Source organism: Streptomyces sp. NPDC097617 (assembly GCF_044761485.1).
GTDB lineage: Bacteria > Actinomycetota > Actinomycetes > Streptomycetales > Streptomycetaceae > Streptomyces.
Map to the genome: position 1 here is coordinate 38,712 of NZ_JBIWCL010000033.1, position 17,492 is coordinate 56,203.

Annotated in this window: 15 protein-coding genes; 4 read left to right on the plus strand and 11 right to left on the minus strand. The window is 73.1% G+C overall.

The window, feature by feature from the left end; all coding sequences use genetic code 11:
* Nucleotides 1-109: 109 nt before the first annotated feature.
* Entirely contained in the window at nucleotides 110-646 is a 537-nt protein-coding gene (locus ACIQZO_RS35800; RefSeq protein WP_403634769.1) for a GtrA family protein, read from the plus strand.
* Between the two features lie 30 nt (nucleotides 647-676).
* On the opposite strand, the gene ACIQZO_RS35805 is transcribed toward ACIQZO_RS35800, so the two are convergent.
* Both ACIQZO_RS35805 and ACIQZO_RS35810 read right to left on the minus strand, forming a co-directional pair.
* Complete coding sequence (locus ACIQZO_RS35805; protein ID WP_403634771.1) at nucleotides 677-1,942, minus strand: ATP-binding protein; 1,266 nt, start codon at nucleotides 1,940-1,942, stop codon at nucleotides 677-679.
* Between the two features lie 37 nt (nucleotides 1,943-1,979).
* Entirely contained in the window at nucleotides 1,980-2,657 is a 678-nt protein-coding gene (locus tag ACIQZO_RS35810) for a response regulator transcription factor (RefSeq protein ID WP_030724697.1), read from the minus strand.
* A 498-nt stretch (nucleotides 2,658-3,155) separates the two neighbouring features.
* Between ACIQZO_RS35810 and ACIQZO_RS35815 the strand changes: the two genes are divergently transcribed.
* Nucleotides 3,156-4,676, plus strand: a complete 1,521-nt coding sequence (locus ACIQZO_RS35815; protein WP_403634774.1) for a peptide MFS transporter — start codon at nucleotides 3,156-3,158, stop codon at nucleotides 4,674-4,676.
* Between the two features lie 65 nt (nucleotides 4,677-4,741).
* Here ACIQZO_RS35815 and ACIQZO_RS35820 read toward each other — a convergent pair whose 3' ends face one another.
* The 8 genes from ACIQZO_RS35820 to hutU form a co-directional block, all read right to left on the minus strand.
* Nucleotides 4,742-5,995 (minus strand): hypothetical protein, encoded by a 1,254-nt coding sequence (locus ACIQZO_RS35820; protein WP_403634777.1) that lies wholly within the window; start codon nucleotides 5,993-5,995, stop codon nucleotides 4,742-4,744.
* Nucleotides 5,996-6,009: 14 nt separating this feature from the next.
* Nucleotides 6,010-7,110: a hypothetical protein gene (locus ACIQZO_RS35825; protein WP_403634780.1), complete on the minus strand. Its 1,101-nt coding sequence runs from the start codon at nucleotides 7,108-7,110 to the stop codon at nucleotides 6,010-6,012.
* Nucleotides 7,107-8,108: a hypothetical protein gene (locus ACIQZO_RS35830; RefSeq protein ID WP_403634782.1), complete on the minus strand. Its 1,002-nt coding sequence runs from the start codon at nucleotides 8,106-8,108 to the stop codon at nucleotides 7,107-7,109. Before ACIQZO_RS35830 ends, ACIQZO_RS35825 begins: the two co-directional genes overlap by 4 nt.
* A 15-nt stretch (nucleotides 8,109-8,123) precedes the next feature.
* The gene (locus tag ACIQZO_RS35835) at nucleotides 8,124-8,810 is read right to left on the minus strand and encodes an LPXTG cell wall anchor domain-containing protein (protein ID WP_403634785.1); all 687 of its coding nucleotides are present in this window, start codon (nucleotides 8,808-8,810) and stop codon (nucleotides 8,124-8,126) included.
* 111 nt (nucleotides 8,811-8,921) lie between these two features.
* Entirely contained in the window at nucleotides 8,922-10,100 is a 1,179-nt protein-coding gene (hutI, locus tag ACIQZO_RS35840) for an imidazolonepropionase (RefSeq protein WP_403634788.1), read from the minus strand.
* Nucleotides 10,101-10,277: 177 nt separating this feature from the next.
* A complete protein-coding gene (locus ACIQZO_RS35845) occupies nucleotides 10,278-11,618 on the minus strand; it encodes a formimidoylglutamate deiminase (RefSeq protein ID WP_403634790.1) in 1,341 nt (446 codons plus the stop codon).
* A complete protein-coding gene (locus ACIQZO_RS35850; RefSeq protein WP_403634872.1) occupies nucleotides 11,609-12,799 on the minus strand; it encodes an allantoate amidohydrolase in 1,191 nt (396 codons plus the stop codon). The genes ACIQZO_RS35845 and ACIQZO_RS35850 overlap by 10 nt, the downstream gene beginning before the upstream one ends.
* 11 nt (nucleotides 12,800-12,810) lie before the next feature.
* Nucleotides 12,811-14,475, minus strand: a complete 1,665-nt coding sequence (gene hutU / locus ACIQZO_RS35855) for a urocanate hydratase (protein WP_403634793.1) — start codon at nucleotides 14,473-14,475, stop codon at nucleotides 12,811-12,813.
* A gap of 104 nt (nucleotides 14,476-14,579) precedes the next feature.
* Between hutU and ACIQZO_RS35860 the strand changes: the two genes are divergently transcribed.
* Nucleotides 14,580-15,941 (plus strand): diaminopimelate decarboxylase, encoded by a 1,362-nt coding sequence (locus ACIQZO_RS35860; RefSeq protein ID WP_403634875.1) that lies wholly within the window; start codon nucleotides 14,580-14,582, stop codon nucleotides 15,939-15,941.
* 99 nt (nucleotides 15,942-16,040) lie between these two features.
* Here ACIQZO_RS35860 and ACIQZO_RS35865 read toward each other — a convergent pair whose 3' ends face one another.
* The gene (locus ACIQZO_RS35865; protein ID WP_403634796.1) at nucleotides 16,041-16,598 is read right to left on the minus strand and encodes a TetR family transcriptional regulator; all 558 of its coding nucleotides are present in this window, start codon (nucleotides 16,596-16,598) and stop codon (nucleotides 16,041-16,043) included.
* Between the two features lie 105 nt (nucleotides 16,599-16,703).
* Between ACIQZO_RS35865 and ACIQZO_RS35870 the strand changes: the two genes are divergently transcribed.
* On the plus strand, nucleotides 16,704-17,486 hold the full coding sequence (locus tag ACIQZO_RS35870; protein ID WP_403634799.1) for an FAD-dependent oxidoreductase: 783 nt from the start codon (nucleotides 16,704-16,706) through the stop codon (nucleotides 17,484-17,486).
* Nucleotides 17,487-17,492 lie beyond the last annotated feature (6 nt).

The window sequence follows — 17,492 nt, forward strand, 5'->3', positions numbered from 1 at the left end:
GAGCCGGAAGGCACAGACGGACCACAGGGGGGAGACTTAGCATGGGTGGGTTGACGGAGAACACCGGACGCCCCGTAAGCGGGCGGTGACCGACAGGACTGACCTACTGATGAGCACGCCGGGCGGATCTGTCCTCGAACGCGTACGCGGCCTCGTACGGGAGGTCGCCAAGTTCGGGGCGGTCGGCGGCCTGGGTGTCCTGGTCAATCTGGGCGTCTTCAACCTGATCCGCAACACGACCGACCTGCAGGTGGTGCGGGCGAGCGTGATAGCCACCGTCGTGGCCATCGCCACGAACTACATCGGCTTCCGCTACTTCGCCTACCGGGACCGCGCCCAGAGCGGCCGCACCCGCGAGCTCGTCCTGTTCGCCCTGTTCAGCGGTATCGGCCTGGTCATCGAGAGCGGCGTGCTCTACGCCGCCACCTACGGCTTCGGCTGGGACGGCCCGGTCGCGAGCAACGTGTTCAAGTTCATCGGCATCGGGACCGCCACCGTGTTCCGCTTCTGGTCGTACCGGACCTGGGTCTTCAAGGCCCTGCCGGCTCCGGCCGAGCCCACCGAGCCGATGCCGGATCCCGCGCCCGTGCCGAAGCCGGAGCGTCGGCCGGAGCCGGTGCCCGAGCCGGCCCCTGCGAGCAACTAGCTCCGCCGCCGCTCACCCGCTCCCGGTCGTTCAGCGCACCATGGCCTGCGGTTCGGCCGGTTCCGGCGCCGTCCGGCTGAGGAACAGCGCGAACACCGGCGGCTGTGTCTGGAGCAGCTCCAGACGTCCGCCGTCCGCCTCCGCGAGGTCCCGGGCGACCGCGAGGCCGATCCCGGTGGAGTTGCGGCCGCTGATGGCCCGTTCGAAGATCCGGTTCCCGAGGTCCGGCGGAACGCCCGGCCCCTCGTCCGTGACCTCCAGCACCGCCTGGTTGCCGATCACCCGGGTGCGCAGCGCGACCGTGCCGCCGCCGTGCATCAGTGCGTTCTCCACCAGGGTGGCCAGCACCTGCGAGACCGCGCCCGGAGTGCCGACGGCCCGGACGCCCAGCTTTCCGGAGCGGACGATGGCCCGTCCCGCGCTGCGGTAGGCCGGCCGCCACTCCTCCACCTGCTGCTTGACGACCTCGTCCAGGTCGAAGGGGACCGCGGAGCCGGTCCGCGGGTCCCGCGAGTTCGTGAGCAGCCGCTGTACGACGTCCGTGAGCCGCTCCACCTGGGTCAGGGCGATCGTCGCCTCCTCCCGTACGGTCTCCAGGTCGTCGGTGACGGTGATCTCCTCCAGCCGCATGGAGAGCGCGGTGAGCGGGGTGCGCAGCTGGTGCGAGGCGTCCGCGGCCAGGCGCCGCTCGGCTGTGAGCATCCGGCCGATCCGCTCGGCGCTGGAGTCCAGTACGTCCGCGACCCGGTCCAGCTCGGGGACCCCGTAGCGCTTGTGCCGGGGCCGCGGGTCGCCCGATCCCAGGCGCTCGGCCGTCTCGGCCAGGTCGGTGAGCGGGGAGGCGAGCCGGTTGGCCTGCCGTACGGCGAGCAGGACGGCCGCCACGACGGCCAGCAGGGCCACCGCGCCGACCACCGCCAGCGTCCGGCCGACCTCGCGGGTCACCGTGGAGCGGGACTCCTCGACGACCACGACCTCGCCCTGCTCACCGCGGGCGATGCCGCGGATGACGCTGTCGGCGATCGGGACGCCCACCTGGACGGCCTGCCGGCCGGGGATGGTGATCCGCGCGTAGTGGCCGGCGTCCAGTTGCTCGCCGAGGGCCACGGGGTCGATCGGCTTCTTCTCCAGGACGTCCGTCTCAACGATGCCCACGAGCCGCAGCGCCTCGGACTCGATGCGGTCCTGGGCGCTGCTGGTGATGGTCCGGGTCTCCACGATGACGAGGGAGACCCCGAAGACGGCGATCACGACGAGCACCACGGCGAGTGTGGAGTTGATCAGGCGGCGGCGCATGCCCTAGAGCATGCCCCAGGTGGGGCCGCGGGAGCGGTCAGCTCTTCTCGAAGCGGAAGCCGACGCCCCGCACGGTGGCGATGTAGCGGGGGTTGGCGGCGTCGTCCCCGAGCTTCTTGCGCAGCCAGGAGATGTGCATGTCCAGGGTCTTGGTGGAGGACCACCACGTGGTGTCCCAGACCTCGCGCATGAGCTGGTCGCGGGTGACGACCCGGCCGGCGTCGCGGACCAGGACGCGCAGCAGGTCGAACTCCTTGGCCGTGAGCTGGAGCTCCTCCTCCCCCATCCAGGCGCGGTGCGACTCGACGTCGATCCGTACGCCGTGGGTGGCGGGGGGCTGGAGGGCCTCGGTGGCGCCGCGCCGGAGCAGGGCCCGGACCCGGGCGAGCAGTTCGGCCAGGCGGAAGGGCTTGGTCACGTAGTCGTCGGCGCCGGCGTCCAGGCCGACGACCGTGTCGACCTCGTCCGCGCGGGCGGTGAGGACCAGGATCGGGAAGCCGTGGCCCTCGGCGCGCAGCCGGCGGGCGACCTCCAGGCCGTCCATGCCCGGCAGGCCCAGGTCGAGGACGACGAGGTCGACGCCGCCCTGCAGTCCCGCGTCCAGCGCGGTGGGGCCGTCCTCCCGGACCTCGACCTCGTACCCCTCCCGGCGCAGAGCGCGGGCCAGGGGTTCCGAGATGGATGCGTCGTCCTCGGCGAGCAGTACACGCGTCATGTGGGTGATGGTAGTCCGCGGCGGCTGCATCCAGGGGCCCGCCCGCAGACCCCTCTCGATCTGGGCTTATGAACGGCCGGACGCCTTCGAATATGGTCGAACGGTTCCCGACGCACCTTGTGATCCATCTCTCAAGTCCTTTTAAATGCCACAGTGTCGTGTCGTATGGTGGCGAGACGCCTGATGCAATACCTCCGGGACCTTTGTGCCGAAAAGCAGCACAAGGGTCTCTATTTCTGTCCTGAACCGGACGGACGGTCCCTTCAAGGACCGCCCCGGCCGACCGTGACGACAGTGAATGACCTGTTGGCCGGGCCCTCCGCGTGATGATGCGCGGGAGGGCGTGGATCCCGGTTACGGATGTCCTGCCGCCCCCATCCCCGTGGGGCGGGACCCCGAGGCGTGGGGTGGGAGATCCGTCCGCCGGTGCCGGCCACCCCCCACCGGGCGCGGATGAGCTCACGAAGCCGAAGCGTCCCGAGCAAGCAAGGATCGACCATGGCTTCCAGCCTGACGACGGCCTCACCGAGCCCCGCTCACGAGAAGACCGTCCTCGGCCACCCGATCGGCCTGGCCACGCTGTTCATGACCGAGATGTGGGAGCGCTTCTCCTACTACGGCATGCGTGCGCTTCTCGTTCTGTACCTGGTCTCCGGCGGCGTCGACGCCGCGACCGACAGCCAGGGTGGCGGCCTCGGCTTCACCGCCGCGACGGCCACGGCGATCTACTCCGTCTACGTGGCCATGGTCTACCTCATGGCCATGCCCGGCGGCTGGTTCGGTGACCGCGTCTGGGGTGCCCGCAAGACGGTCACCATCGCCGGTGTCGTGATCATGGCGGGCCACCTGGCGCTCGCGCTGCCCGGCCAGATGTCGTTCTTCATCGGTCTGCTGCTGGTCGCGATCGGTTCCGGTCTGCTGAAGGCCAACATCTCCACGATGGTCGGCCACCTGTACCGCGGTGTGGACGACCCGCGCCGTGACAGCGGCTTCACGATCTTCTACATCGGCATCAACGTGGGTGCCCTCCTCGCGCCGATCGGCATCGGCATGGTCGGCGAGCTCGTGAACTGGCACCTCGGCTTCGCGCTCGCCGCCGTCGGCATGGGCATCGGCCTCGTGGTCTACCTGCTCGCCGGTCGCACGCTGAGCCCGCAGAGCAGCCTCGTCCCGAACCCGCTGTCCGCGGCCGAGCGCAAGGCCGTGATCGTCAAGGCGCTCACCGTCCTGGCCGTCATCGCCGTCTTCTACAGCGCCGTGGTCGCGGCGGACATGTTCACCATCAAGTGGGCGCTGTACCCGATCACCATCGCCGGTCTGATCATCCCGGTCGCCGTCCTCGCGCGCATCAAGCGGGACAAGGACCTGTCCACCGTCGAGCAGACCCGGATGAGCGCCTACATCTGGTTCTTCGTGGCCGCCGCCGTCTTCTGGATGATCTACGACCAGGGCGGTTCGACACTCTCGCTGTTCGGTGACAAGAACTCCGAGCGCAGCCTGTTCGGCTGGGAAGTCCCGACCACCATCTTCCAGTCGCTGAACCCGCTCTTCGTGGTGGCCCTGGCCCCGGTCTTCGCCGCCGCGTGGGTGGCCCTGGCCCGCCGCAACCGCGAGCCCAGCACCATCGTGAAGTTCTCGGTGGCCCTGGTCATCGTCGGCGCCTCGTTCTTCGTCTTCGCCCTGCCGCTGAACCAGACCGCAGGCAACGACACCAAGGTCACCATGTGGTGGCTGGTGCTCATCTTCCTGATGCACACCCTCGCCGAGCTGTGCCTGTCGCCGGTCGGCCTGTCGGTCACCACGAAGATGGCTCCGCAGAAGTACGGCTCCCAGATGATGGGCGTCTGGTTCCTGGCCGTCACCGCCGGTGACTGCGTCACCGGTCTGCTGGGTCTGGCCGAGGTGCAGATGAACGGCGTCGGAGTGATCCTCTTCCAGGCGACCGCCGCCGTCCTCGCCGGCCTGGCGATCTTCATGTACCGCAAGAAGGTCAACCAGCTGATGGACGGCATGGGCTGACGCCCTCGCGCCCCGTACGACGCAACGGCCCGGCACACCACACGGTGTGCCGGGCCGTTGCGGTGTCAGCGGGTGCCGCGCAGCCGGCGCCACGGGGTGAACGTGAACACCGCGCCGCCGAGCAGGATCACCGTGCCGGCCACCAGGGCCAGGGCCTTGATGCCGCCCTCGTCCTCCGCACCGGTATCGGCGAGGCCGCCGCCGGAGGTGGCGCTGCCGGAGGCCGACGAGGAACCGGAGCCGCCCGGCTGGGCGGTGGTGTCCAGCTCCAGCGAGACGCCGCTGCTCGTCGCCTTGCAGGGGACCTTGATCGGGGTGGAGCCGGGGGCCATCGTCACGTCGATCGTCAGCTGGTCCGGGCTCAGCGTCACCTTGCCGCTCTTCCCGGGCTTGTAGGTGCCGGTCATGTCGCTGAGGCTGACCGGGGCCTTGTCCGGGATCGGCTCGGCGTTGGCCGGGCCGGAGACCTTGACCGTGCCGCTGTCCGCCCCGCCGAGCTTCACGTCCATCGAGGGCTTGAGCGCTCCCGCGGGCAGGGCCATGGGCGCCGCCATCGCTCCCTTGGCGGTTTTCACCGTCAGGTCGTAGCTGCCGCCGTTCTTCTTGGCGCTGATGGTGACCGGGGTCTTGATGCCGCCCGGGACGACCGGCCCGCAGTCGAAGGCCACCTCGACCGCCTTGCCCGGGAAGTCGGTCTGGCCGCCTCCGCCGCCGGTGGTCGCACCGCCGGTGGTGGCGCCGCCCGTGGTCGTACCGCCCGTGGTCGTACCGCCGGTCGTCGTACCGCCGCTGGAGCCCGCCGCCACGTCGATGGTGGCCCCCACGGCCACGGCGCCGGTCGGCGCGCACTTGGTGACGAACGTGCCGAAGGAGAAGGTGACGGCCACGTCGTACTTGCCGGGGGTCAGCGTGATCTTCCCGGCCTTCGTGAGCTTCAGCTTGCCCTTCATCACGGACATCTGCATGGGCGCCTTCTTCGGGATCGGCGGGTTCTTCTTCTCCCCGACGACCTTCAGCTCACCGCCACCGCCGCCGACCGTGATCCAGCCGGTGGGCTGGACCGCGTCCTGCGGGATGTCCATCAGGTCCGTGTTGTTCGAGGCCGGCTTCACCGTCTCCCAGGACACGTCGACCTCGTCGCCGACCTTCGCCGAGGCCGGGGCGGTGACCTTGGCGGTGGTCTCGCCCTCCACCGGACTGCCGCCCCCGGCCGGGGGGACGCACTTGACGTTGAACTTGGTCTCCGCGGCCTGGGCGGGGGTCGTTCCGATGGCGATACCGGCGCCGCCGAGCAGCAGCGCGATCACGGCCGCGCTCACCCTCCGTTGGGTTTTCACGAATGTCCCTTCGTCGTCGAACGGTTCTCAGACGGTGCGGACGCCTGTGGTGCTGTGCCCGGCGCGCTGTCCGGGGTGAACCACGGCAAGGCCGCCGTGGTGGTCTGGGGGGACGGCTCCGGGCGGTCGGAGCGCGCGGCCGGCCCGGGGGCCCGCAGGGCCGGGATCCTCGGCAGCCGGGCCGTCACCGCGGCGGCCGCGTCCGGGAGCCGTGCGCTCCGGTGGCGGCCGGCGGCGGGCACGGTGCGCGGCCGGACCCGGTCGACGACGGCCATGCCGATACGGAAGACCGCGGCCGGGATCACCAACAGGAGCAGGCCCCAGAAGAGCAGCACCCCGTACGGGCGGTCCACGCCCCAGGGCTGCGTGGCCACCACGGTCTCGCCGTACTTGAGGGAGACCGCGTAGTCCCCGTGGGCTCCCGCGGCGAGGGCGACGTCGAGCGCGATCTCCGCCTTGCCGCCGGGCGCGATGGTGCCCTTCCAGCGGGCCTCCTCCCACAGCGGGGCGAACACCCCGTGCGCGGTGCCGAGCTGGAAGACGGGGTCCTTGACCGGGACCGGGCCGAGATTGCCGACGGTGACCTTGAACTTCCGGGCGGGCGGGGCGCCGAACCAGGTCAGTACCCCGTCCCCGCCCTCCAGCCGGACCCCGGTGAGCACCGCGAGGCGGGCCGTGCCGGATTCGGCGGGCAGCTCCGCGACCGGGTGGTCGGTGATCTTCAGCGGGGTCGCGACGGTGGACTGGTCGCCGTTGACGGAGGTGACGTTGACGATGCAGGGGCACGGCTTGGGCGGTGCCACCACGGGCAGCCGGGCGGTGAAGCCCCCGTCGGCGGCGACGGAGACGGCCGCGCCGTCGGCGTTGGCGCAGCTGTTGGTGCCGCCGATCATGTTCTGCCCGCAGACCAGCAGCATCACCAGGGTCTTGGCCGGCCAGCCGGTACCGGTGACGGTGATGCCGGTGCCCTTGGCGGCCTCCTGGAGCGAGAGCGCCACGGTCGGCCTGGCCTCGGCGGCGGCGGACGGGCCCGCGGGGAACAGGGCGAGGGCGCACACCGCCAGCCCCGCGGCCAGCAGGGCTGCGACTCTTCTCACCTGGTGGCTCCCGTCAGTTCGTGGTGCGGTGCAGGGGTGGTCGGGCCGGCCGCGGGCGGCACGTCCGGCGCCGGACGTGGGTCGGGCCGCCGGACGCGTACGAGGTACAGCGCGGCGGCGGCGGTCGCGCCGAGGCCGAGCAGGCCGGCCCCCGCCCGGCCGGCGAGGCCGCCGGGGACGAGCCAGCGCGAGGCGGTGGCCTCGGCGCGGGCGCCTCCGGGCGCGGTCACGGTGACGGTGACGCGGACCCGGTCCAGGGCCGGGGCGCCGGGCCAGGGCTCGGTGAGCTCCACCCGCTGGCCGGGGAGCAGTTCCACCGGCAGGGTGCGGCCGCGGGACGGGTCGGGCGCCCCGCCGACGAGGGTGTCGGCGCGGATCCGCAGTTCGGGGGCGAGGGCCACGTTGCCGCGGTTGACGAGGGTGTAGGCGACGACGGCGGACCCGCCGCGGCCGCGTACGGCGACGTCCTCGACGGTGAGGGCCGCCAGGGCGGGTCCGCCGACGCGCAGGTGGACCCGTATTCCCGCCTCGTGTCCGGCTTCGGCGGCGACCACGGCGGCGGGGTGGTCGCCGGGCGGGGACGCGGGCGGCACGGTGAGTGTGAAGGGGACCACGGCGCGGGTGCGCGGCGGGACCGTCACGGTGGTGGCGGTCCCGAAGCTGATCCAGGAGCCGGCCCCGGTGGTGGCGGGGGCGGCGCCGTCGGCCGGGCGGACCGCGAGGGCGCCGTCGGCGGTGTTGTAGGCGTCGGCCCCGCGCAACGTGATGGTGCGCTCCCGGTCGCTGGTGTTGACGAGGGCGAGGCGGTCCTCCAGGACGGTGCCGGGCGCGCCCGCGAGGTAGAAGTACGGGCGGGTGGCGGTCGCCGTTCCGGCGGCGGGCTCGGCGGTCCAGCCCGGCTCGTCGGCGGCCGCGGGGTGCGCGGGGGTCGCGTACAGCGCGGCGGCGGCGAGCAGGAGCACGGCGCCGGCGCGCCTGAGGGTGTGGAGCACGGGCATGTGCGGGTGCTCCGTTCAGGACCGGGCCCGCCGGCCGCGCCGGGTCAGCCAGAGCACTCCGGCGGCGCCGGAGAGCAGCACGGTGGCGCCGAGGGTGCCGAGGGCGAGGGCGGAGTCGGTGGGCCCGGTCTGCGGGAGGGTGTCACCGGTGGTGGCGGAGCCGGAGCCGGGCTGCGCGCCCCCGCCGCCGCCGGGCGCCGTGACGTCCATCTCCAGCGAGGGCCCCGGGCTGTTGCTGGGGGTGCAGGTGGTCGTCGTGCTCATCGCCATGATGGTGAGCACCCCGGCGGTGAAGGTGACCCTGCCGCTCTCCTTGGGCGTGTAGGTGCCGGAGAGGTCGGTGATCTTGATGGGGGTGTCGGGCGGCACGGCCTCGGGGTTGGGCGGACCCGAGACCGGGACGGACACCTTCTCGGCGCCGCCGACGAGGATGACGGCGCTGGGGTTCATCGCGCCCTTGCCCAGTTCGATGGGGCTGGACGAGACGCCCTTCTGGAAGGACATCGTCAGCTTGTAGCCGTCGCCCTCTTTGACGGCCTTGATGTCGATGGGCGACACCGCCGACTTGTCCCCGATCGGGGTCTTGCAGTCGTAGGCCACGTCGACGACGGCGGCATGGGCCGCGGGGGCGGTGAGCAGCACCGCCGTTCCGGCCAGCGCGGAGGCCAGCGCGAGCGCGGTGGAGCGTTTGCGGTCGGACACCTTCGTCTTCCCCTCGGGCCACGGAACTGACGGAACATCAGATCGGTGGCTCAAGGTACGCCCGGGGTCTTACGGAAGGAAGACAAAGGACAACCCGGGATTGACCGTTCGTCAGTGCACGCGGCGGCCCCGCTGCCAGACCGCGGAAACCAGCGGTACACCGGGCCGGTAGGCGAGGTGGACATGACTCGGGGCGTCCAGGAGGGCCAGGTCGGCGCGGGCTCCCGGGGCCAGGAGGCCGATGTCGTCACGGCGCAGGGCGCGGGCGCCGCCGGCGGTGGCCGACCAGAGGGCCTCGTCGGGGGTCATGCGCATGTCGCGGACGGCGAGCGCGATGCAGAACGGCATCGAACTCGTGTAGGAGGAGCCGGGGTTGCAGTCCGTGGACAGGGCGACGGTCGCGCCCGCGTCGATCAGGCCGCGGGCGTCGGGCCACTGCGCGCGGGTGGAGAACTCGGCGCCCGGCAGCAGGGTGGCGACGGTGGTGCCGGCGGCCTGGGCGAGCGCGTCGACGTCGACGTCGGTGAGGTGGGTGCAGTGGTCGGCGGAGGCCGCCTCGAGCTCGACGGCGAGCTGGACGCCGGGCCCGTAGGAGAGCTGGTTGGCGTGGACGCGCGGGATCAGCCCGGCGGCCGCGCCGGCGGTGAGGATCGCGCGGGCCTGGTCCCCGTCGAAGGCGCCCTTCTCGCAGAAGACGTCCACCCAGCGGGCGTACGGGGCGCAGGCGGTCAGCATCTCGCCGGTGACGAGGTCGACGTAGCCGGCCGGGTCCTCGGCGTAGTCCGGGGAGACGATGTGCGCGCCGAGGTAGGTGACCTCGTCGGTGTGCGTGGCGGCGATGCGCAGGGCGCGGGCCTCGTCGGCGACGGTGAGGCCGTAGCCGGACTTGGTCTCGAAGGTGGTGGTGCCCTGGCGGCGGGCCTCGTCGAGGTGCCGGACGAGGTTGGCCTCCAGCTCGGCGTCGGAGGCGGCGCGGGTGGCGGCGACGGTGGTGCGGATGCCTCCGGCGGAGTAGCTGCGGCCGGACATCCGGGCGTTGAACTCGGCGGTGCGGTCGCCGGCGAAGACGAGGTGCGAGTGGGAGTCGACGAAGCCGGGGATGACGGCCCGGCCCTGGGCGTCGAAGACCTCGTCCGTGGCGGGGGCCTTGGCGGCGGGGCCGACCCAGGCGATCTTGTCGTCCTCGATGACGACGGCCGCGTCCTGGATGAGGCCGAGGGGGGAGCCGTCGCCTGCGGCGGGGTCGTTGGTGACGAGGCTGCCGATGTTGGTGATGACGGTGGTGGTCACGGGGTTCCTCTCAGAGCTTTCTTGTCCCCCACCCCGCCCCTTCCCGAAACCGGGCTCCGCCCGGACCCGGTCCTCAAACGCCGGACGGGCTGGAATACAGCCTCGCCAGGGGGCACCTCCCAGCGGTAGCTGGGGGAGTTTGAGGCGCGGGGTCTGGGGCGGAGCCCCAGGAAGCGGTCAGGAGCGCAGGGCGGCGATCGATTCGGCCAGGGCGGACGGGACGTCCGGAACGAGGGTGTGGGCGCCGTCGCGGACGATGTGGCGGCCGCCGACCACCGTGTGGCGGACATCGGCGGCGGTCGCCGCGAACACGGCCGTCTCGGCGCCCAGCCGCGGCAGCGGACCGGCCGTGCGGACGGAGTCGAGCGCGATCGTGGTGAAGTCGGCGAGCGCGCCCGCCTCCAGGCGGCCCGCGTCCGGGAGCCCGAGGGCGGCGTGGCCGTCCTCGGTGGCGGCCGTGAGCAGGGCGTTCGCCGTCCAGTGGCCCCGGGTGCGGCTGCGCAGTCGCTCGTTCAGCTCCATCGCGCGGGCCTCTTCGAGCAGGTCGATCACCGCGTGGCTGTCGCTGCCCAGGGACAGCGGGCTGCCCGCGTGCTGGAGGCGGGTGGCCGGGCCGATGCCGTCCGCGAGGTCGCGTTCGGTGGTGGGGCACATGCACGTGCCGGTGGAGGTCCCGCCGAGGAGGGCGATGTCCGTGTCGGTCAGGTGCGTGTTGTGGACACCGGTGGTGCGCGGGCCCAGCACCCCGTGGTCGGCCAGCAGCTGGGTCGGGGTGCGCCCGTGGGCGGCCCGGCAGGCGTCGTTCTCGGCGGTCTGCTCCGAGAGGTGGACGTGCAGGGGCGCCCGGCGCTCCTCGGCCCAGCGGGCGACGGTGGCCAGCTCGGCGGCCGGTACCGCGCGCACCGAGTGGATGGCGGCGCCGATCAGGGCGTGCTCGCGGGGCTTGAGCGCGCTCGCGCGCTCGGCCCAGGCCTCGGCGGTGCCGTCGGAGAAGCACAGCTGGTGGCTGGTGGGGGCCTCTCCGAAGCCGGCGGACAGGTACGCGGTGTCCAGCAGGGTGATCCGGATGCCGGCCGCCGCGGCGGCCTCGATCAGGGCCTCGCCCATGGCGTTCGGGTCGGCGTACGCGGCGCCGCCGGGCGCGTGGTGGACGTAGTGGAACTCGCCGACGTTGGTGATGCCGGCCAGGGCCATTTCGGCGTAGACGGCGCGGGCGAGCGCGAAGTAGCTGTCGGGGGTGAGGTTCTGGGCGACCTTGTACATGAGGTCGCGCCAGGTCCAGAAGGTGCCCGAGCCGACCTGGACGGCGGCGCGCAGGGCCCGGTGGAAGGCGTGGCTGTGCGCGTTGGCCAGGCCCGGGAGCGTCAGGCCGCGCAGCACCTCCGCGCCGGGCGGCGGGCTGCTCACGCCGGTGCGCAGGGCGCCGATCCGCCCGTCTTGCGAAACCTCCAGGGCGACGCCCGGCTCGACGTGGGTGCCGAGCCAGGCGTGCTCCAGCCAGTACGTCGTCAGCGGCATGCCAGGCCTTCCAGTACGTCGGCGAGTGCGAGGACGCCTGCCACGCAGTCGTCCTCGGCGGCGAACTCCCGCGGGGAGTGGGAGACGCCGGTCGGGTTCCGTACGAACAGCATCGCGGTCGGGACGGCGGCGGAGAGGATTCCGGCGTCGTGTCCCGCCCCGGTCCCGAGGACGGGCACCGAACCGCCCAGGATCCGGTTCATCTCGTCGCGCAGGGCGTGCTCGAACTCGACGACCGGGGTGAAGGACTCCCGGACGATGCCGAGGTCGATGCCGTCCTGGTCGGCGCGCTCGCGGGCGGCCTTCTCGATGGCGGTGACGACCGTGTCGAGGGTGGCCTGGTCGGCGGCCCGCGAGTCGAGCCAGCCGCGCACGAGCGAGGGGATGGCGTTGACCCCGTTGGGCTCGACCGAGATCTTCCCGAAGGTGGCGACGGCCCCGGCGAGGGCCGCCTCGCCGCGGGCCGCGAGCACGGTCGCCGCGTAGGTGAGCATCGGGTCGCGGCGGTCGACCAGCCGGGTGGTGCCGGCGTGGTTGGCCTCGCCACGGAAGTCGAACCGCCAGCGGCCGTGCGGCCAGATCGCGGAGGCGATGCCGACCCGGTCCCCGGACAGGTCCAGGGCCCGGCCCTGCTCCACGTGCAGCTCGACGAAGGCGCCGATGCGGCCCAGGCGTTCGGGGTCGGCCCCGATGGCGTCGGGGTCGTAGCCGGCGGCCTCCATGGCCTGGGGCAGGGAGGTGCCGTCGGCGTCCCGCAGCTCGTACGCCTTCTCCTTGGTCAGCTGCCCGGCGGCGAGCCGGGAGCCGACGCAGGCGAGGCCGAAGCGCGCGCCCTCCTCGTCACCGAAGTTGGTGATGGCCAGCGGCCTGGAGAACTCCGCGCCCCTCCTGCGGAGTTCGTCCAGGGCCGCGAAGGAGGACACCACCCCGAGGGGGCCGTCGAAGGCCCCGCCGTCGGGGACGGAGTCCAGGTGCGAGCCGGTGACCACGGCGTCCCCCGCGAGGGGGTCGCCGAGCCAGGCCCACTGGTTGCCGTTGCGGTCGGTCTCGTACGTGAGCCCGCGCGCCTCGGCCTGCTCCTGGAACCAGGTACGGCAGTCCGCGTCGGCCCCGCTCCAGGCGTACCGGCGGTACCCGCCGGTGTCGGCGTTGCGGCCGATGGGGGCGAGCTCGGCCCACATCCGGTGGAAGGTCACGCGTCGTCGCCCTCGCGCATGGGGACGCGGACACCGCGCTCGTCGGCGACCGACTCGGCGATGTCGTAGCCGGCGTCGACGTGGCGGATGACGCCCATGCCCGGGTCGTTGGTGAGGACGCGGCGGATCTTCTCGCCGGCGAGCGGGGTGCCGTCGGCGACGGTGACCTGGCCCGCGTGGATGGAGCGGCCCATGCCGACGCCGCCGCCGTGGTGGATGGAGACCCAGGAGGCGCCGGAGGCCACGTTGACCATGGCGTTGAGCAGCGGCCAGTCGGCGATCGCGTCGGAGCCGTCGAGCATGGCCTCGGTCTCGCGGTACGGGGAGGCCACCGAGCCGCAGTCGAGGTGGTCGCGGCCGATCACCAGGGGCGCGGCGAGGGTGCCGTCGGCCACCATCTCGTTGAAGCGCTCGCCGGCCTTGTCGCGCTCGCCGTAGCCGAGCCAGCAGATCCGGGCGGGCAGGCCCTGGAAGTGGACGCGCTCGCCGGCCATCTTGATCCAGCGGTGCAGGGACTCGTTCTCGGGGAAGAGCTCCAGCATCGCCTTGTCGGTCTTGTGGATGTCCGAGGCCTCGCCCGACAGCGCCGCCCAGCGGAAGGGGCCCTTGCCCTCGCAGAACAGCGGGCGGATGTAGGCGGGGACGAAGCCGGGGAAGGCGAAGGCGCGGTCGTAGCCGGCCAGCTGGGCCTCGCCGCGGATGGAGTTGCCGTAGTCGAAGACCTCGGCGCCGGCGTCCATGAAGCCGACCATGGCCTCGACGTGCTTGGCCATCGACTCGCGGGCGCGGGTGGTGAAGCCGGCCGGGTCCTTGGCGGCGTAGTCCGCCATGTCGTCGAGGTCGACGCCGACCGGGAGGTACGCGAGCGGGTCGTGGGCCGAGGTCTGGTCGGTCACGATGTCGATCGGGGCGCCCTCGGCGAGCATCTGCGGGAGCAGCTCGGCGGCGTTGCCGAGGAGGCCGATGGACAGCGGCTTGCGGGCGTCGCGGGCCTCGACCGCCAGCTGGAGGGCGTGGCGCAGGTTGTCGGCCTTGACGTCCAGGTACCGGTGCTCGATGCGGCGGTCGATGGCGCGCGGGTCGACGTCGATGCAGATCGCGACGCCGTCGTTCATCGTCACGGCCAGCGGCTGGGCGCCGCCCATGCCGCCGAGGCCGGCGGTGAGGGTGATGGTGCCCGCGAGGGTGCCCTGGAACTTCTTCGCGGCGACGGCGGCGAAGGTCTCGTAGGTGCCCTGGAGGATGCCCTGCGTGCCGATGTAGATCCAGGACCCGGCGGTCATCTGGCCGTACATGGTCAGGCCGAGGTGCTCCAGACGGCGGAACTCCTCCCAGTTCGCCCAGTCGCCGACGAGGTTGGAGTTGGCGAGCAGGACGCGCGGCGCCCACTCGTGCGTCTGCATCACGCCGACCGGGCGGCCGGACTGGACCAGCATCGTCTCGTCCTGCTTGAGGGTCTGCAGGGTGCGGACCATGGCGTCGTACGAGCGCCAGTCGCGGGCCGCCTTGCCCGTGCCGCCGTAGACGACGAGCTTGTCGGGGTGCTCGGCGACCTCGGGGTCGAGGTTGTTCTGGAGCATCCGCAGCGCGGCCTCCTGCTGCCATCCCAGGGTGCTGAGCTCGGTGCCTCGCGCGGCACGTACGGGGCGGGGTCCTGACATGGCGGTGCCTCCTCCGATGTTGGTCAATCTATTCACATAGTCGCGCGCTGAATAGATTCAGTCAACAGCTGCGGTCGGCCCTGTCGAATGATGGGATGGCCGATATGGGCGCACACACGCATGAGGGCGACGGCGCCGCCGCGCGCCGTGACCTGGCCGTACGGGCCGCCGTCGAGCAGGGCCTCGTGGGCGGGGCCGACTCCGCGGAGCCACTGACCTGCCTGCTGGACATCGCCGGCATTCGGGCCTCCGCCGCCGCCCTGACCGGCGCGTTCGCCGCCGCGCTGCCCCCCGGCACTCCCGTCCTGCACGCCTTCGCCGTCAAAGCCGCCCCGCTCGTCCCCGTCCTGCGCCTGCTCGCCGACGCCGGACTCGGCTGCGAGGTGGCCAGCCCCGGCGAGCTGGCGCTGGCCCGGGCGGCGGGGGTCCCCGCGGCCCGGACCGTCCTGGACTCCCCCGCCAAGACGGTGGCCGAGCTGCGCGAGGCGCTGGCCCTGGGCATCGCCCTCAACGCCGACAACCCGCAGGAGCTCGCCCGCCTCGACGCGCTCGCCGGGTCGGCGCCCGCGCCGATCGCGACCCCGATCGGTCTGCGGATCAACCCGCAGACCGGCGCCGGAGCCATCGACGCCCTGTCCACCGCGACCTCGACCTCGAAGTTCGGGATCGCCCTGCGCGACCCGGGCGCGCGCGACTGGCTCGTACGGGCCTACCTGGACCGGCCGTGGCTCACCCGCCTGCACATCCACTCCGGCTCCCAGGGCGTGCCCCTGGCCCGGATCGCCGAGGGCGTACGGGAGCTGCACGCGCTGGCCGAGGAGATCAACGCGGCGGCCGGGCGGCGCCAGGTCGACACCCTCGACATCGGCGGCGGCCTGCCGGTGAACTTCGCCTCGGACGAGGAGACCCCGACGTTCGCGCAGTACGTCGCCGCCCTGCGCCAGGCGGCGCCGGCCCTCTTCGACGGCTCGTACGGCCTGGTCACGGAGTTCGGCCGGGGCCTGCTGGCCAAGCACGGCCTGGTGCTGGCCCGCGTCGAGTACACCAAGACCAGCGGCTCCCGGCCGATCGCGCTCACCCACGCCGGGGTGCAGGTGGCGACCCGTACCGCGTACGCCCCGGAGGCCTGGCCGGTGCGGATCCTGCCGTACGACGCGAAGGGCGCCCCGAAGGCCGGCGATCCGGTGGCCCAGGACATCGCGGGCCCGGCCTGCTTCGCGGGTGACCTGCTGGCCACCGCGCGCGAGCTGCCGCGGCTCGCCCCCGGCGACCTGATCGGCGTCCCGGACACCGGCGCGTACTTCTTCACGGCCCACTACGGCTACAACAGCCTCCCCCGTCCGGCGGTCCACGGCTTCGCGGTCACACAGTCGGGCGAGGTCGGCTTCCGCCTGGTGCGCCCGGCGCAGGACACGTCGGCGATCGTCGCGGAAGCGGGCGGCACGCTGCGCGACGCCCTGTTGTAAGACCCGGGGCTCCGGCGCCGTTTCAGCCCCGCCGGCGTTCGAGGCGCGGGGGTCCGGGGGCTGCGCCCCCGGCCGCGGCGCGGGCGCCGGACGACGGCCTCAGCCGGAGAGGGTGGCCGCCAGGGCCGGGGCCAGGCCCTCCACGACCTCGGCCGGGGTCAGCGCGACGACCCCCGGCAGCCGCAGCAGGTAGCGGGTCAGGGCCAGCCCCAGCAGCTGCGCGGAGACCAGCCCCGCCGCACGCGCGGCCCGCTCGGGGCCGACGGCAGCCGCCAGCGCCGGGGCGACCTGCGCCGCGAACACCTCCCGCATCCGGTCCGCCGCCTGCTCGTTCGTCACCGCGGAGCGCAGCAGCACCAGCAGGGCGTCGTCCGCCGGATCGCCCTCCCACCGCTCCACGAAGTGGCGCACGAGGGCGGCGGGGAGCTCCCCGGCCGGGACCGCGCCCAGGTCGGGCAGGCGCAGGTCCACCGCGAGGGCGGCCCCGAAGAGCTGCTCCTTGCTGCCGAAGTAGCGCATGACCATCGAGGGGTCGATCCCCGCGTCCGCCGCGACGGCGCGGATGGTGGTGCGCTCGTAGCCCTGCGCGGCGAAGCGCTCGCGCGCCGCCCGCAGGATGGCCGTCTTGGTCGTGTCGGAAGTACGTCGCGCCGTCATGCCAACAACCGTAGGCCAACAGTCGTTGACATGCCAGCGAAGCGGGCGCACTCTTGAGTCAACAGTCGTTGGCCAACAACCGTTGGCCCACCGGAGGAGGCCCGCATGAGCAGCACCGCCGCACTCCCGACCCGTACGGACGTGGCCATCGTCGGCGCCGGCCCCACCGGCCTCGCCCTCGCCGTGACCCTGGCCCGGGCCGGTGTCGACTTCGTCCTCCTCGACCGGCAGGCCGAGGGCGCGAACACCTCCCGCGCCGCCGTCGTGCACGCCCGCACGCTCGAGGTCCTCGACGAGCTCGACCCCGTTTTCGCCGACGTGGTCATGGACTGGGCCCCGGGCCGCCGGGAGGTCTCGCTCGCCTTCGGCGCGGCCGGACTCACCGTGGTCGCCCCGCTGCCCGCGGGCCGCTACCGGATCGTCACCACCGTCGACGAGGCCCCGGCCGAACCGGACCTCGCCTTCGTCCAGGCCCTGCTGGACGAGCGCGTCCCCGGCCAGGCCACGGTCCGCGAGCTCGTCCGGTCCTCCCGGTTCCGCATCCACCACCGGGTCGCCGACCACTACCGCGCCGGCCGGCTGCTGCTCGCCGGGGACGCCGCCCACGTGCACAGCCCGGCCGGCGGCCAGGGCATGAACACCGGCATCCAGGACGGCCACGCCCTCGGGCAGGTCCTCGCCGACGGACTCGACCTCGACCGCTACGAGGCGCGCCGCCGCCCGGTCGCCCTGCGCGTGGTGGCCCTCACCGACCGGATGACCCGGATCGCGACCACCCGCAACCGGGCGCTGCGCACCGTACGCAACACCCTGCTGCCGGTCCTCCTGCGGATCCCGGCGCTGCACGACCGGCTGGCGAACGAGCTGGCGGAGCTCGACTACCGCTGAGGCCGC

Coding starts and splice junctions, on each gene's coding strand:
- ACIQZO_RS35815 (WP_403634774.1), top strand. CDS start 3,156: ATGGCTTCCAGCCTGACGACGGCCTCACCGAGCCCCGCTCACGAGAAG.
- ACIQZO_RS35860 (WP_403634875.1), top strand. CDS start 14,580: ATGGGCGCACACACGCATGAGGGCGACGGCGCCGCCGCGCGCCGTGAC.
- ACIQZO_RS35805 (WP_403634771.1), bottom strand. CDS start 1,942: ATGCGCCGCCGCCTGATCAACTCCACACTCGCCGTGGTGCTCGTCGTG.
- ACIQZO_RS35870 (WP_403634799.1), top strand. CDS start 16,704: ATGAGCAGCACCGCCGCACTCCCGACCCGTACGGACGTGGCCATCGTC.
- ACIQZO_RS35800 (WP_403634769.1), top strand. CDS start 110: ATGAGCACGCCGGGCGGATCTGTCCTCGAACGCGTACGCGGCCTCGTA.
- ACIQZO_RS35845 (WP_403634790.1), bottom strand. CDS start 11,618: ATGCCGCTGACGACGTACTGGCTGGAGCACGCCTGGCTCGGCACCCAC.
- ACIQZO_RS35810 (WP_030724697.1), bottom strand. CDS start 2,657: ATGACGCGTGTACTGCTCGCCGAGGACGACGCATCCATCTCGGAACCC.
- hutU (WP_403634793.1), bottom strand. CDS start 14,475: ATGTCAGGACCCCGCCCCGTACGTGCCGCGCGAGGCACCGAGCTCAGC.
- ACIQZO_RS35830 (WP_403634782.1), bottom strand. CDS start 8,108: ATGCCCGTGCTCCACACCCTCAGGCGCGCCGGCGCCGTGCTCCTGCTC.
- ACIQZO_RS35850 (WP_403634872.1), bottom strand. CDS start 12,799: ATGTGGGCCGAGCTCGCCCCCATCGGCCGCAACGCCGACACCGGCGGG.
- ACIQZO_RS35865 (WP_403634796.1), bottom strand. CDS start 16,598: ATGACGGCGCGACGTACTTCCGACACGACCAAGACGGCCATCCTGCGG.